A 13,234-nucleotide genomic window follows, 5' to 3' on the forward strand; every position below is an offset into this window, starting at 1 on the left:
GTGGTTAGTTCTCCAGGCGGACAGGCATCAGTATCGAAAATGTGTCCTCGGTGTCGGTCCGGCGGATCGCCAGGGGCGCTGTAGGGGCATCGAACTCCAGAATCAGTTGATCCCGGGCTCCGGCGGCGAGGGCATCCAGTAGGAACTCGCGGTTGACGGCGATGTGGTCCTGATCGTCGTCACCGTCTTCGCAGACGGTCACCACGCCGTCGGCCGCCACCTTAAGCACGCTGAGATCACAGGGCACGCCGTCCTGCTCGCGCACCTCGCTTGCACGGACGGGGCCGGTTTCCACCACCTTCCGGAAAGCCGGGACATCGACAAGGGCCCGGCGCCCTGCTGGCAGGCGGACGAGGCGACGGTAATCAGGAAAGTCGTGATCGAGGCGCTGGCCAGCCGCCTGACGGTCCCCCGTCTCCAAGGCCACGCGGTCACCATCCACAGTTAGCTGAACGGATGCGTCGTCACTCAGCAGCGCCCGCATCGCGTCGGCGAGCGGGGACGGCACGATGATCTGCACACGGGGCCCGCCATGCCCGGTGGTAGCGGCCTGTGCGACAGCCATCCGGTACCGGTCGGTGGCCACGACACGGAGCACGTCGCCCTCGATGTCGAACAGGACACCGCCGAGCATCGGCAGCTCCGGGTCGGTACTGGCGGCGAAGCGGACCGCGTCCAGCGCGGCGGCCAGCTCAGGTGCGAAGACAGCCGACCGGACGATCGTGGTTCGGAGCGAAGTCATGGGGTTCTCCCTGCATTCGAGTAGCGCTCGGATCGTGGAGAACTCATTGCGGGCATCGGACAGCCCGAGTTCGAGACGGCGCAGATGCGCCTGGAGCAGCTTCCGCACCAGGTCGGTGTCCGCACCTGACCATCCGGCCAGTACTAGCCGAATGTCCGCCAACGGCATACCAGCCCGGCGCAGCCGGGCCAGCAACTGGGACTCCTCAAGCTGCTCGGGGCCGTACCAGCGGTAGCCGCTCACCGGATCCACCCAGGCCGGGACCAGCACGCCAGCACCGTCGTAGAACCGCAGGGCGCTCACGCTCAGTCCACTGTCCCGGGCCATCTCACCAATACTGCGCATCTCGCTCTCCACACCCCGCACTCTGAGCCCTCCACCAAGTCGAGGGTCAACAGCCGGCCGACTCGAACACTGAACAGCATGCGGGTACAGAGGCGAGACCGGCCGATGGAGGGCAGGACGAACGGTCCATGCGAAACGCGCGGCGGCGCGCTCCACGGTGTGCGGGTCGAAGGCGGACGGGACGGGAGCCGGGGAGAGTGGTGGGTTGATGGAGTGCTTCAGCGCATGTGTCTGACACCAACGAGCGCGAACAGCCGCGATCGACGCCCAACCCCAGCGTGCAGTCAGTCGAGGGACGGGGCGGGTGGACCGACGTCGACGGCTCTCCGTGATCGACCTGATAAGGCTGAGGGCCGGACCTTCAAGCCATCTCTATTGGGTGGAAGACCGCGTTCTCGGGCGGCTGACCCCGGCTGGGCAACCTTCGGGAGTCCGCGCGGATACTGGAGCGTCTCGTCAGTGCTGACGCCGGGGAGGGGCTGTGGCAGACATCAGTTTCGGGATCTTCGTCCTTCTCTTCATGGTTGCGGTGAGCCTGTTCTCCGTGCGGGCGGCCTGGCTTCACTGGGCCGACTCGGATCGGGCGCCCGACGCGGCGACGCACCGGTACTCGACGAACCCGTCGGTCATTAGGGGACATGAACGCGGCATCGTTGCCCTCGCGGGCTGGCTGATGTCCATGACGATCGGCATCGTGGCAGCTACCGCTGCCGCCGGCGGTGCGGGCCCCGCTGTTGAAGAGGTCGGCGCCTTCTTCATCCTGGGCTCGTTCCCGTTGCTGATGCTGCACGCCACGATCGTGTGGTTCAACTGGCCGAAGTTCTTGGTACCGCCTCACCAGCGCAGCGAGACGGGCTCGGTGATCGAGTGGTGGCGTCACCGCCGAGACTTCCGCGCGGCGATCAAAGAGGCTGGGCAACGTGATACCCAAGGGCAACATTCGACCGACCCTCCGAAGCAGACGTGACCTGCGCGGCCAGACCTTGATGCATCGCGGCCTGTTGACACCCATCGCTGACATCAACGTCGGCGAACAGCCTCGGAGTCCAGCAACTAGGCAGGGACCAGGCGTCCTAGGACGTGTTTGAGATGTGGTCACAGCGCCTGCCGTATGAGGGTGAGCTGGACGGTCGACTCGTAGCGGACGGCGAGCTTGTCGTACCTGGTCGCAACGCCTCTCGCCTGCTTCAGAAGGCCGATCCGGCACTCGACTTTGTGCCTGCGCTTGTACATTTCGCGGTCGAAGCCGGGCGGACGGCCTCCGGCGGAACCGCGGCGGAGTCGGTGTCCGGCCTGGTCTCGCTTCTCCGGGATGGTGTGCGCGATCCCGCGTTTGCGCAGGTAGGAGCGAATCTGACGGGAGGAGTACGCCCGGTCGGCAAGCACATGTCCGGGCCGGGTGCGGGGGCGTCCACCGCTGATCCGGGGGACACGAATTCGGTCCATCACCTGCTCGAAGGCGGGCGCGTCGCCTCGTTGGCCGGCGGTGATGACCGCAGCGAGGACGTGGAAGGAGGCGTCGACGGCGAGGTGAATCTTGGTGGTCAGTCCGCCGCGCGAGCGTCCCAGACCGTGGTCGTCCGGCTCGGCCGCGAGGCCGTTCGGACGCGTCCGGCCCGGATCGTCAGCCCCCTTTTGCGGGCCCCGGCGGCGTGCTGGTGGGCCCGGCAGACGGTGGAGTCGACCGAGATCTCCCACTCGATGATCCCATCTGCATCTGCCTTGACCTGCAACTTCTTCAGGACGCGGGCCCATGTTTCGTCGATCTGCCATCGTCGGAACACCGCATACGCGGTCTCCCAGGGGCCGTATCGCTCGGGCAGATCCCTCCAAGGCGAGCCGGTCCGGGCCCGCCACCAGATCCCGTCGAACACCTGCCGCCGATCCCTCGGAGGTCGGCCCATCTTCGGTATCGGCGGCAACACCGCTTCCAGCCGCTCCCACTGTGCATCCGTCAGATCGCCACGAGACATCTGAAGATCGTTTCACGACCTTGATCAACATCTCAAACACGTCCTAGGCGGAGGTGCGTCAGGGCATCCAAGGATCGAACTCATAAAGCGGATGTCGAGCAGGCGGGGTTACCGCTTGCTCGATGGATTCCATGATCGTGGGCCAGGGTAGCTCTCGAACTTCTGGTCCCTCACGCGGTTCATACAGTGGCCAGACGTCAGGGCCGTAGACAAGATCCACCTTGGCCTTCCGCAGTGACTCGATGTGCCCCTGCCATGCCGGATGTCTTGCATGAGCTGCGTTGACCCGGGGGAACGACGGGGACGCCGATCGTGCCGAGCGCTTCACTCACCTGTGTCAGGGCTTGGCCGGCTGCCAGATGATCAGCCAGCCCTCAACGCGCTCCGAGCGGCCATGCCTTGTGAACCTGGTCGAGTCTCCGACGATGGGCATCGACCCAGTCATCGGGCAGGCGCACCAGAACACGGACCGAGGTGAGGGAAACTGAGGCGTCTCTCACCTCGACCACCACAGCGTTGAGGGTCTCGCCCTGAGAAAAGTAGGGGCCCTTCAGCTCGATCCGGACCTCCGGGTTGCGCCCATCCTCCATCCAGCTGACCGACTGGCCTGCCGCTAGCAGATCCAGCGCCTCAGCCCAGTCGTCGAGATCGTCGGGGAGCAGATACACCTCTGCGAGGCGACCGTTCGCGAACTCGCTGGCAGCCACGATCTCGGCGATGAGGCAGCCGTCCCCAGGGAGGCCGGCACTCGTCGCTCCCACCACTCGAACGATCACGCTGTTCTCGCTATCAACGAGGTGGATGAGCTCCACTGGCCCCTGCTCGGTCATGCCCCTGCCCCTTCAGCCACACAGATATGGCGACTCATCATGCATGCTGCATTGGATCCCCACCCTGCGTGCCGCGAGCAGCACGTGCCCCTGGCGTGCCCGATCGGGCGGCATCAAGGGGGGCCACGGTGAACACGAGTGAAAGTACCGACCCACCGCAGGCCAGCGCCACGGCAGCTCAGCAGGCATCCGCATACGGGGTCTTCAAACTGGGTGCTTTTGAGTGGTGGCCGGTCACCGAATCAGGGCGACGACGGCTGCCTCGATGGGTTCGATATCCGGATCACCACCATCTGAGGTATCGACTTCAACGACTGCATCGACTCCACCCGGCGGATCGAAAATCGACCGCTTCATCTCGCCTCGCTGGAACTGAGATGAGAGCTGTTGGTCGACCGCCCCGCCTTCGGCCGCTCGGGCGCGGAGGCGCTCACCGATGACCGATTCGTGGGCGACGACGTGAACAGCGAGCACTCGGGCGTCAGATGCGAGTAGCGCATCTAGCAGCTTGTGCGACAACACGGAGGATTCCACGACGAAGCTCGCCCCTGAGGAGGTGAGGAGCCGAGCTGCGTTGACCATCACGGTCTCAGCGCGGAGGCTCAAAGGACCGCCGGCGATGTGGAAGTCCGGGTTGAGCTGAACACCGCCGTCCTTGGCTACGGAAGCGGAGGACAGCCCGAGACCGACCTTGATCGCATCCCGGGTCAGGAACAGCACACCGAGGCGGCGCGCCGTTACGCAGGCAACGGTGGTCTTTCCGGCCCCCGGGGACCCACATACGGCGACCACCAACGGCCGTTCCCATCTCAACATCCGCCGATCCTGTCGGACCTTGACCGTACTGTCTACGAGCCGATCACGGTCAGCCAAGCAGCCCTCAGCCACCGCACCGCCCGTAGTTCGCATCGAGGGAGCCCAAGTACCGATCGTGGACTCTGTCGATCGAACGGGAGTCTCGATCGGGTGATCGCGGGCACTGCCCGGCATGAGAGCAGGGCTGGCGGTATACGGGGAAAATCCAGGGGAGCGGACGGCCGTGCGCTGCTACGGTCGGGCGTTATGAGCTGGCTCCCCGATGACTTCGTCCATCCCGTCCTGGTACCGCTGCCGGGCAGTGGTCATCACCTGCGGCCGATCCGGGAGGCGGACACCCCGCTCGACTATCCGGCTGTGATGGGTTCGCGCGAGCGGCTGTGGACCATCTTCGGCCCAGCCTGGGGCTGGCCCGCGGCCACCATGACCTACGAGGCCGACCAGGTCGACCTGTTGCGGCACGAGAAGGAGATCGCCGCACACCAGTCTTTCAACTACGCGCTGTTCGACGCGGCGGAGACAGCTCTGCTCGGCTGCGTCTACATCGACCCACCGGAGAGGGCCGGCGCGGACGGCGAGATCTCCTGGTGGGTGGTGGACGAGCTGGTGGGCAGCAAGGTCGAGCAGGCCCTCGACGAGCTGGTGCCGCAGTGGATCGCCGCCGACTGGCCGTTCGAGCAGCCGCGCTTCCTCGGCCGCGAGATCTCCTGGTCGGACTGGCTCGCCCTGCCGGAGCACCCCGACGCGTAAGTAGCTTTTGTCTTAATGCTCTGGGGACTTGGTGCTCGAACGGCCGTCTCGACTGGATGGTCGTCGGTTGCTCGGCGCATGCGAGGAGGGCCTCCTGAACAGCTCGCTGGTGTCGAATCACCGAGCATCAGGAGGCCTTGGTGTCGCAGTCTTGCGTGCCGATGCCCGTGCAGTCCACCGCGGGTACTCGGGAGTGCGACTGTCTGGCTCACCGGTTCGGAAACGCTGCCGACAATCGCCTGCGAGAGCGTCGGTATCCGAGCGACATGACGGACGCGGAGTGGGTGGTGGTGCGGCCGCTGCTGCTGGTGCCGGGTGGGATGCAGGGCCAGGGCGGGCAGCCGGAAGCGTACTGCCACCGGGCGATGCTGGACGCGATCGGCTATCTCGTGGACAACGGCATCGAGTGGCGGGCGATGCCGGCCGACTTCCCGCCGTGGGACCGGGTCCATGCGTTCTTCCGCCGCTGGCGCGATCGCGGCCTGGTCCGGGAGTTCCATGACCGGGTGTGCGGGCAGGTCCGGGAGAGGGCAGGGCACGATGCCCTGCCGACGGCTGGGGTGATTGATTCGCAGTCGGTCAAGGCGGATGCCGTGGTCGGCGCCGGCATCCGTGGCTTCGACGGCGGCAAGCTGGTCAATGGACGCAAGAGGCACGTCGTGGTCGACACCCTTGGCCTGCTGCTGGGCGTGGTGGTCACCGCTGCGGATGTGGGCGATCGCACCGCTGCCCACATCCTGCTGGAACAGGTGGCTGCCGCTCACCATGGCCTGGCCCTGGTCTGGGCCGACGGCGGCTACACCGGCAGTCTGATCGAGCACTGCCTGGCCGCGTTCGCCCTGGTCCTGGCGATCGTCAAGCGCAGCGACAACATGAAGGGATTCGTGATGCTGCTCAAGCGGTGGATCGTCGAGCGTCTCTTCGCGCACCTGATGCGAAGCCGCCGCCTGGCCCGCGACTTCGAGCGTCGTATCGCCAGTGCCGAGGTGATGATCTACTGGTCGATGGCCGCCCTCATGACCCGTCGCCTGGCCCGGCCACATCGGGGCCGAGGGTGAACCGGCCGGGTGCGGGCTCGGCCAGCCAGCCTCGGGCGACCAGGCGTTTCGCCTTCGACCGCAATGCGTCCACCCGCGCCGGCACCACGTCCATGCCGAACACTGCGGCCATTTCCTGGCAGGTCAGCGGCCCCTGGCCGAGACGGACACGGTCCGCGACGGCTTGAAGGATGCGCTGGTAGTCGACCGACAGCACCGAAGAGGCGACCTCCTCACGCCACACCAGCACCTGCGATTTCGGGTTGGCCGCATCACGGGACGCCGGCTGCCTGTCCGCCTCCCGAGGCCCGGCGGCGGCTGGGGGCCGGCGTCAGCGGCGCTGTCCGGAGCCAGAACCGTATCGACCCGCCGCCGGGCATCATCGGGAGGGCCCGGGCCGTCGGCGTGACGCCGCCCAGGCCGCGCGACCGCAGGAGCGGGGCCACCGCGACGACCGGTGGGGCGCTGTCGTCCAACCCATGGCTCAGCCGATGAGGGCCTCGGTGATCTGACGGGTGGTCTGCTCGGCGGCCCGGGGGCTGACAGCGGCGTACGAGGTGGAGGCGTTCAGACCGGTGGCAAGCGCACAGCCGCGCCCCCGGACCCAGGTGGCGTCGTCCACGCCGAGCGCGGCGCGGAAGAGAGCCCGGCTCCCGGCCGACATCAAGGTGAAGGCGATCATCAGAATCGATCCGGGGACGGACGTCCGCGGTTCTCTCCGTTGTCAAGCCCGGCTCCTGTGTCCGCCCACTCCGTGCAGCGGGCAGCCGAAGCCATGGCAGTGCGACGGAGGCCCGTCTGCCGACCGTATTGCGCACGTGGCCGTTGTCCGCCGGGCGACTCCACGCGCCGCCCGCCGGAAGACGGTCCCTTCCGCGCGGGTACGGGGTGCGCCGTGATCGGCTCGCGCGGGAGCGGGCGGAGGGCGCCCGGGCCGCGCTCACGGCCGACGGCACCTCGTCCGATAGGCCCAACCGGAAACGGCATCACCCGTCTGACCAGCCTGACCTGCCATCGGCTGACGTACACGGAAGTCTAGGATCCGTCACCAGAGACGGAGATGCCGCCTGCCCGCGCCCGACCTGGGCGGGCCCATTTCCATGACCGGAGGAGACGGGATGTTGCACCGCTCCGGCAGGACCTGCTGGAAGCGCTTCGCCGCTGTTCTCGTTCCGGGTGTCACGGCCGCCACTGTTCTCGGGATCGCCATGGCGCAGGGAGCGCTGGCCGCGTCCTTCTTCATCTCCGGCCAGAGGTTCCAGGTGGCCGTGGACACTCTGAGGTCCCGCGGTGTGAGCATCTACGGCATGGTGGATGTGAGCCGGGCGGGCGCCCTCGTGCCGGTCGTGGTCATCGGGGCCCGCAACGCGACGATCAGTGGACTGTGCCAGTCCGTGGTGGTACAGGTCCCCGTCCTGGGCCCGTACACCCTGAGGTTCACCGGCGGCGAACAGAGGCCGGTGGAGGCCAGGAACCTGTTCCTCGACGTGACGTCCGCGACGGTCGGACAGGCGAATCTCGAAGGCCTGGACATCGGCGTCGCAGCGGGTGCGGTGACCAAGGGCCCGATCAGCCCGGAGGACAGGAACTCGCAGTTCTTCGACCCCAACGGCTTCGCCCAGCAGGCGGTGTCGAGCACTTTGACCGACGTGCGCGTGACCGCGGTCGCGGTCACGGCCGCCACGTTCAACGTTCCCGATTTCGGTGTGCGGCTCAAGCAGGGCCGTCACGAATGCTTCTGATCCTTCCGCAGGGAGCACGCGTGTTCTTCGAGCCTTCCGGCAGACGGCAGAACCTGCGCGTGACCGCCGCCGACGTCCGACGGAGATTCAGGACCTGGCGGGGTGAACGGCCCTTCTGGGCCGGCCTGTTCACTGCCCTTGCGGGCCTGCCCATCATCTACTTCCCTTATGCTCATGTGACGCTGGGCGGCATTCCCCTGGCTCTGTCGACCACGGCCGGCGCGGGAGCGCTGGTCATCGGGGTTCTGCTCCTGGTCCTGGGCTTCTCCCTGTGGTTCCATCGGCAGGTGCGCATGTTCGCCGGGATCGCAACCATGCTGCTCGCTCTGATCTCGTTTCCCGTCGCGAATTTCGGTGGCCTCCTCCTCGGGCTGCTCTGCGGTCTGATCGGCGGTTCCCTGGCCTGTGCCTGGACTCCTCCCACGGACGTCGACGGGGCGCCGCCCGCGGTGGGCCCTGTGCCGACGGCCGGCCCGCTGGGCGAGGACCAGGGTGGGATGTGACGACCTGACCGGTCACGCGGCGGGCGGACAGCGGCCCGAGCCTTTCCCCCCGAGCAGTACCGTGCCGGGAACCAGCACGGCGGGCACGATGCAGCGGCCGCTCGCCTGCGCGCTGGCGGTGACCGCCCTGCCCGCGGCCCTGCACCTCTTCGCACCAGCGGGCTCGAGCGCGCTGCGCCCCTCCGGCGCCGTCCGCACGTCCGAGGCACCGGTCGACCGCTCGCCGGCCCGTCTGGCAGGCGTGCTCCCGGAGCTGCGCGCCGGCAGACTCGTGCTTCACGGCAGCACCTTCCGCGGCGTGGTCACCGTGCGTACCGCAGCCGGGTCCGAGCGGGTGCTGAAGTTCACCGCTCGGTCGCTGGACATCGGCGGACTCGACCTGAGAGCGGGCCGCGACGGCGCGGCCATGCGTCTGCGCACCGGGCCCGCGACGACGTCCACGGTCAAGGGCAGAGACGTGGTGACGCTCTACACCCGAAAGCTGTCCGGCACACTCGCCGGACTGGGCGGGGCTCCGCTCCCGGCCGACCGCAGCGTTGCCATCACCCCCGACGCCCTGCCCCCTTGGCTCACCCATCCCGCCGTTCCCACCCGTACGGTCACCTTCGAGGACGTGACCGTTTCACAGCTCGCCCGGCTCAGCGGCGACATGTCCCTCACGGGAACGGTCCTGCGCCCCGGGGCCGGGTGACCGGCGCAGCTGCGCCGGTCAGAAGCGGGGCCTCGCCGATGCCCAGGACGACGGAGCGCTGCACGACCGGTCGAGCCGGCCGAGCGGGGCCGTCGTGTCGTCCGCATGTGCTCCCACCGATCAGACGGCAGAGCCGGCGCGTATCAGGGCAGGAAGTTCGCGAAGCGAGGTGATCTCGTGAGACGGGGGCCGCAGCCGGGGGTCGCGCGTCACGCGCGACCTGTTCAGCCATATCGAGGCCCCCAGTCCCGCGTTGTGCGCTCCGCCGACGTCGGTCACCAGACTGTCGCCCACGTGGCAGACGTCGGCGGCGCCGAGCCCCAGGCGGTCGAGCGTGATGTCGAAGATCCTCCGGTCGGGCTTGGACACGGCCACCTCGCCCGAGATCACGGTGAGGTCCAGGAACTCGTCCAGACCGGTCGCCGTGATCTTGTCCCGCTGTGCGTCCCCCGGACCGTTGGTGACAAGAACCAGTCGGCACGAGGCGCTGCGAAGCGCACTGAGTGTGTCCGTCACGTCGTCGAACAGGGCGTAGCGCCGACGGCGCTGCCGCGTGTACTCGTCGGTCGCCGGCCCGGCGAGTTCCGCGTGCCCGCACTCGTCCAGTGCCTGCCGCCAGAACTCCCTCCAGAGGGAACTGGCATCAGGGATCCGGCCGGGCGGGTGCGGTGCACCGTCCCCGGCGGCGCGCATGTGGTCGAGGTAGCGGCGTACATAGGCGCCGTAGAGCGCGTCGCCATCGAGGTCGGGGGCCTGTCCGCGCAGCGCAGCGCACACGTCCCGCACCGTCGCACGCCAGGCGGGCATGCCGTAGTCGAGCAGGGTTGCGTCGAGGTCGAGCAGTACTGCCTGGATCATGCACCGATCATACGCACCGGCTGCTTCACGACATCGCCGTACTGCTACGGCAGTTGAGGAGGCTGCTCGTCGCGACCGCTGCTCACGGGTACGGGTGGAGGTCCGGGCACCGTCCTCAGCGGGCGCGGGCGAGCCGGGTGCCGTTGCCGTTAGGGGGCGGTCACGGGCATCGGCGCGCGCGGCCGCGCCGACCGGTTCAGCGCAGTCCGCACAGTGCTCATGGTGGGCCTCCGACGCTTCCTTCTCAGGCTCCCGCCGGGCCGTGTGCTCCGGGAGGGCCTCAGGTGCCCACCGTGGGGCCCATCCGGCCCCGTCACCGGACCGGCACTGCTCTCCGGTCGCCCGACGGGGTCACGTACGCGCCCACGCCCCTCACCCCCCGCGGCTCGGCGGGGCGCCCGAGGAGCCGTCGACGCGCCCCGTCGGTGCTCGTCCACCACCGGAACGCCGCTGTTGTCGTGCTGTGCGGGCAACTTCGCGACATCCTTGTAGGAAGCGGCGGTCACCACCGGGACGACCGCGTACGCCGTTGCGCCCCCGCCCCGCTGCAGGGCGGTGCCTCCCGCCACCCGGAGTCTTCCCGGAGGGCAGCCCTCACCGGTGGGCCCGCAGTCCTACGATCCGCCCGGCTCGGCCGGAGCGGGAAGGGCGAACGGTCCTCCGCAGAGGCAGTTCGGGTCGCCCGTGGCAGCGGCGGCGTCTCCATGGGGACCTGAGCAGTCCTCGCGCGAGGGCGGTACCGGTGCCGGCGTGGAGGTTGTCCTTACCGGTTCGGCGAGGAGGAACCATGGAAGGCACGATCCGGAACCCGGACGACAGCTCCGTCGTCCTCGGTATCGACGGGTCCGAGGCCGCACGCAGCGCGGCGCTGTGGGCCGCCGCAGAGGCCGCTCGGCGTAACCAGCCGCTCCACATCGTCTACGCGGGCGACACGGACAGCAGGGCCCTGTACCTGTCGGCGGAGAGCATCGAAAGGGTCCGTGAGGCCGGCAGCACACTCCTCAAGGACACCGCCGATGCGGTCGTGGCCGCTTACCCCGGGCTGCATGTGACGAGGGAGTTCAGCCGTAGCGACCCCGTGACCAGCTTGCACAGATCAGCCGGCCTGCACGGCACGGTCGTGGTCGGCAACCGCGGCCTCGGAGGTTTCAACTCCCTCATGCTGGGCTCCGTCGGCCTCAGGAGCGCGGCCATCGCCAGGACGCCCCTGGTCGTGGTGCGGGGCACCGATGACGCGACGGAGAGGGGGGTGGTGCTCGCCGCCGTCCGCGACGAGCACGACCTCGCATGCGCCCGCTACGCCGCACGCGAGGCGGAATTGCGCGAGGCCTCCCTGCGGCTGCTCCACGTGTGGAACATGTTGCAGTCCGTCGGCACCGTCGTCAGCATGCTCGACGCCGTCGACGAGATCGCGGGGCAGCAGGTTCAGTCTCTGCACGCCGTGACGGCACGGATCCACGACGAATTCCCGGACCTCACCGTGGCGGCGGACGCGGAGAAGAGTGTCTCCGTGGCCGGCGTCCTGGTCGAGGCGTCGGCTCATGCGGACCTGCTGGTCATGGGCGGGCGCCGCCGCTCGCCCGGACACTTCGGGCCCTCGCTCGGGCGGGCCACTCACAGCCTGTTGCACCATGCGAACTGCCCCGTGCTCCTCATTCCCCGGCACGGCGACGGGTCCGCGAGCGGGACGTGAGTCACCGGGCCGCCGCAAGCCGCAAGCCGCAAGCCGCAAGCCGCGAGCCCCGCCCCGGCCGGGGCACCTGCCCGCGGCAGGGCGGCCGACGAGGGGTGTCCGGAAGGAGTCGTCTCAGAGGGGGCTTCGGCTGCTGCGAGGGGCGTAGACGTCGAGGAGCCGAACGCGTGTCGTCTGCAGCCGGTGGGCGAGAACCTGCGCCACCCAGTTCGCGACCGCGAGACCGAAAGCCGGGTCGGCGTCCATCATCATCCGTACGGCCGTTGCGTCGAATTCGTGCGTACGGATGGGTGTCATCGCCTCGGCGCTCAGCTGCCACGTGTACGGCCGGAACATCCAGGACCAGCCGACCAGCTCGCCGGGTCCGAGGCTCTCGATGACCACGGCCGGTCTGCCCGGGACGGGCATGTCCAGCGTGACGGAGCCGGACCGCACGATCCAGAACCGGTCGGCCACACCGCCCTCGTCGAAGAGGCGCGTGCCCTCGGCGAAGTTGACCTCGCAGGCCTGCTTCATCAGGCGGGCGCGGTACTCCGTGGACAGTGCCCTGCTGATACGGGTGGGGGAAGGCGTGCTCATGGGGACCTCCCTTCGACTCCAGTTTCCAGTCTCGTCGAATGGTCTGCTCCTCGCGAGGGGCCGTCCGGCCCATCCGCGGGTCCCGACCGGCCCTGTCGGCCCATGCGACGAGAGCGTCACGCTGGACACCCGGAGTCGGCCGGACACGCCGCAATGAGCAAGGGGGCGCATGCGATGAACCCCGCGGCCAGGCAGCCATCGAAGATACGCGCGCAGGACAGCACCACCCCCCGGTCCCTCGTGCAACTCGAGCCGGGCGAGGCGCTCCGGCTGCTCGGCACCGTTGGAATGGGCCGGGTGATCTTCTCGCAGCATGCCCTTCCGGCCGCGCGCCCGGTGAATCACATCGTGGACGGCGAGGACATCGTCGTCCGGTTGGAGGACGGCGGTGCGCTGGCCGCGCTAGCGGCCCCGCATGATGCGCCCGGCACCGTCGTGGCCTACGAGGCCGACACCATCGACCCCGGGACGCGTCTCGGATGGAGCGTCGTCGTCACGGGATACGCCAGCCTCGTCCCGGACAGTGACGACAGAAGGTGCTACGCCGACCTGCTGAGACCGTGGGTCGAAGGCCCGGCGAGCAGGGCCCTGCGCATCCGGCCCCGCCTTGTCACGGGATTTCGCCTCGACGTGGAGCAGCCGTCCCCGACGGACCCATGACGGCGGCCGGCGTCG

The 13,234-nt window shown here is 68.7% G+C and carries 14 protein-coding genes and 2 pseudogenes; 8 read left to right on the forward strand and 8 right to left on the reverse strand.

The genetic code is table 11. From position 1 onward, the window contains the following. Positions 1–4: 4 nt before the first annotated feature. Positions 5–1,099, reverse strand: a complete 1,095-nt coding sequence (locus tag OG878_RS35705) for a DNA polymerase III subunit beta family protein (protein WP_328890602.1) — start codon at positions 1,097–1,099, stop codon at positions 5–7. Positions 1,100–1,568: 469 nt separating this feature from the next. On the opposite strand from OG878_RS35705, the gene OG878_RS35710 reads away from it, so the two are divergent. After that, positions 1,569–2,054, forward strand: coding sequence for a hypothetical protein (locus tag OG878_RS35710; protein WP_328890603.1), 486 nt, complete (start codon positions 1,569–1,571; stop codon positions 2,052–2,054). Between the two features lie 128 nt (positions 2,055–2,182). Here OG878_RS35710 and OG878_RS35715 read toward each other — a convergent pair. The 3 genes from OG878_RS35715 to OG878_RS35725 form a co-directional block, all read right to left on the reverse strand. Further along, positions 2,183–3,060, reverse strand: a protein-coding gene (locus OG878_RS35715) for an IS5 family transposase (protein ID WP_328890604.1) whose coding sequence is annotated in 2 segments (ribosomal slippage) — positions 2,183–2,667 and positions 2,667–3,060 — 879 coding nt in all. Because the reading frame shifts where the segments join, the coding sequence is not laid out codon by codon here. Positions 3,061–3,434: 374 nt separating this feature from the next. Beyond that, positions 3,435–3,890, reverse strand: coding sequence for a DUF5959 family protein (locus OG878_RS35720; protein ID WP_328890605.1), 456 nt, complete (start codon positions 3,888–3,890; stop codon positions 3,435–3,437). A 234-nt stretch (positions 3,891–4,124) separates the two neighbouring features. Continuing rightward, positions 4,125–4,880, reverse strand: coding sequence for an AAA family ATPase (locus tag OG878_RS35725; RefSeq protein WP_328890606.1), 756 nt, complete (start codon positions 4,878–4,880; stop codon positions 4,125–4,127). A 72-nt stretch (positions 4,881–4,952) separates the two neighbouring features. On the opposite strand from OG878_RS35725, the gene OG878_RS35730 reads away from it, so the two are divergent. Together OG878_RS35730 and OG878_RS35735 are read left to right on the forward strand one after the other, a co-directional pair. Then, on the forward strand, positions 4,953–5,456 hold the full coding sequence (locus OG878_RS35730; protein WP_328890607.1) for an N-acetyltransferase: 504 nt from the start codon (positions 4,953–4,955) through the stop codon (positions 5,454–5,456). Positions 5,457–5,722: 266 nt separating this feature from the next. Further along, the gene (locus tag OG878_RS35735) at positions 5,723–6,514 is read left to right on the forward strand and encodes an IS5 family transposase (protein WP_328890608.1); all 792 of its coding nucleotides are present in this window, start codon (positions 5,723–5,725) and stop codon (positions 6,512–6,514) included. Here the strand turns inward: OG878_RS35735 and OG878_RS35740 are convergent. Both OG878_RS35740 and OG878_RS35745 read right to left on the reverse strand, forming a co-directional pair. Beyond that, positions 6,471–6,764: pseudogene (locus OG878_RS35740) on the reverse strand (hypothetical protein); the annotation flags it as partial. The gene OG878_RS35735 and the pseudogene OG878_RS35740 sit on opposite strands and share 44 nt — an antisense overlap. Positions 6,765–6,977: 213 nt before the next feature. Further along, positions 6,978–7,190, reverse strand: a pseudogene (locus tag OG878_RS35745) (phosphotransferase); the annotation flags it as partial. Positions 7,191–7,611: 421 nt separating this feature from the next. Between OG878_RS35745 and OG878_RS35750 the strand changes: the two are divergent. From OG878_RS35750 to OG878_RS35760, 3 genes are all read left to right on the forward strand, one after another. Further along, complete coding sequence (locus tag OG878_RS35750; RefSeq protein WP_328890609.1) at positions 7,612–8,235, forward strand: DUF6230 family protein; 624 nt, start codon at positions 7,612–7,614, stop codon at positions 8,233–8,235. A gap of 20 nt (positions 8,236–8,255) precedes the next feature. Next, positions 8,256–8,738, forward strand: a complete 483-nt coding sequence (locus OG878_RS35755) for a DUF6114 domain-containing protein (RefSeq protein WP_328890610.1) — start codon at positions 8,256–8,258, stop codon at positions 8,736–8,738. 61 nt (positions 8,739–8,799) lie between these two features. Then, positions 8,800–9,429: a hypothetical protein gene (locus tag OG878_RS35760; RefSeq protein ID WP_328890611.1), complete on the forward strand. Its 630-nt coding sequence runs from the start codon at positions 8,800–8,802 to the stop codon at positions 9,427–9,429. 120 nt (positions 9,430–9,549) lie between these two features. On the opposite strand, the gene OG878_RS35765 is transcribed toward OG878_RS35760, so the two are convergent. Beyond that, positions 9,550–10,287 carry an HAD family hydrolase gene (locus OG878_RS35765; RefSeq protein WP_328890612.1) on the reverse strand — a complete coding sequence of 246 codons (738 nt, stop codon included), beginning with the start codon at positions 10,285–10,287 and terminating at the stop codon, positions 9,550–9,552. Positions 10,288–11,074: 787 nt separating this feature from the next. Here OG878_RS35765 and OG878_RS35770 point away from each other — a divergent pair. Continuing rightward, entirely contained in the window at positions 11,075–11,980 is a 906-nt protein-coding gene (locus OG878_RS35770; RefSeq protein ID WP_328890613.1) for a universal stress protein, read from the forward strand. Between the two features lie 114 nt (positions 11,981–12,094). Here OG878_RS35770 and OG878_RS35775 read toward each other — a convergent pair whose 3' ends face one another. Next, on the reverse strand, positions 12,095–12,559 hold the full coding sequence (locus tag OG878_RS35775) for a cyclic nucleotide-binding domain-containing protein (protein ID WP_328890614.1): 465 nt from the start codon (positions 12,557–12,559) through the stop codon (positions 12,095–12,097). A 240-nt stretch (positions 12,560–12,799) separates the two neighbouring features. On the opposite strand from OG878_RS35775, the gene OG878_RS35780 reads away from it, so the two are divergent. Beyond that, positions 12,800–13,219: a pyridoxamine 5'-phosphate oxidase family protein gene (locus tag OG878_RS35780; RefSeq protein ID WP_328890615.1), complete on the forward strand. Its 420-nt coding sequence runs from the start codon at positions 12,800–12,802 to the stop codon at positions 13,217–13,219. Positions 13,220–13,234 lie beyond the last annotated feature (15 nt).

It is taken from the genome of Streptomyces sp. NBC_00316, from assembly GCF_036158715.1.
Taxonomy (GTDB): Bacteria; Actinomycetota; Actinomycetes; order Streptomycetales; family Streptomycetaceae; genus Streptomyces.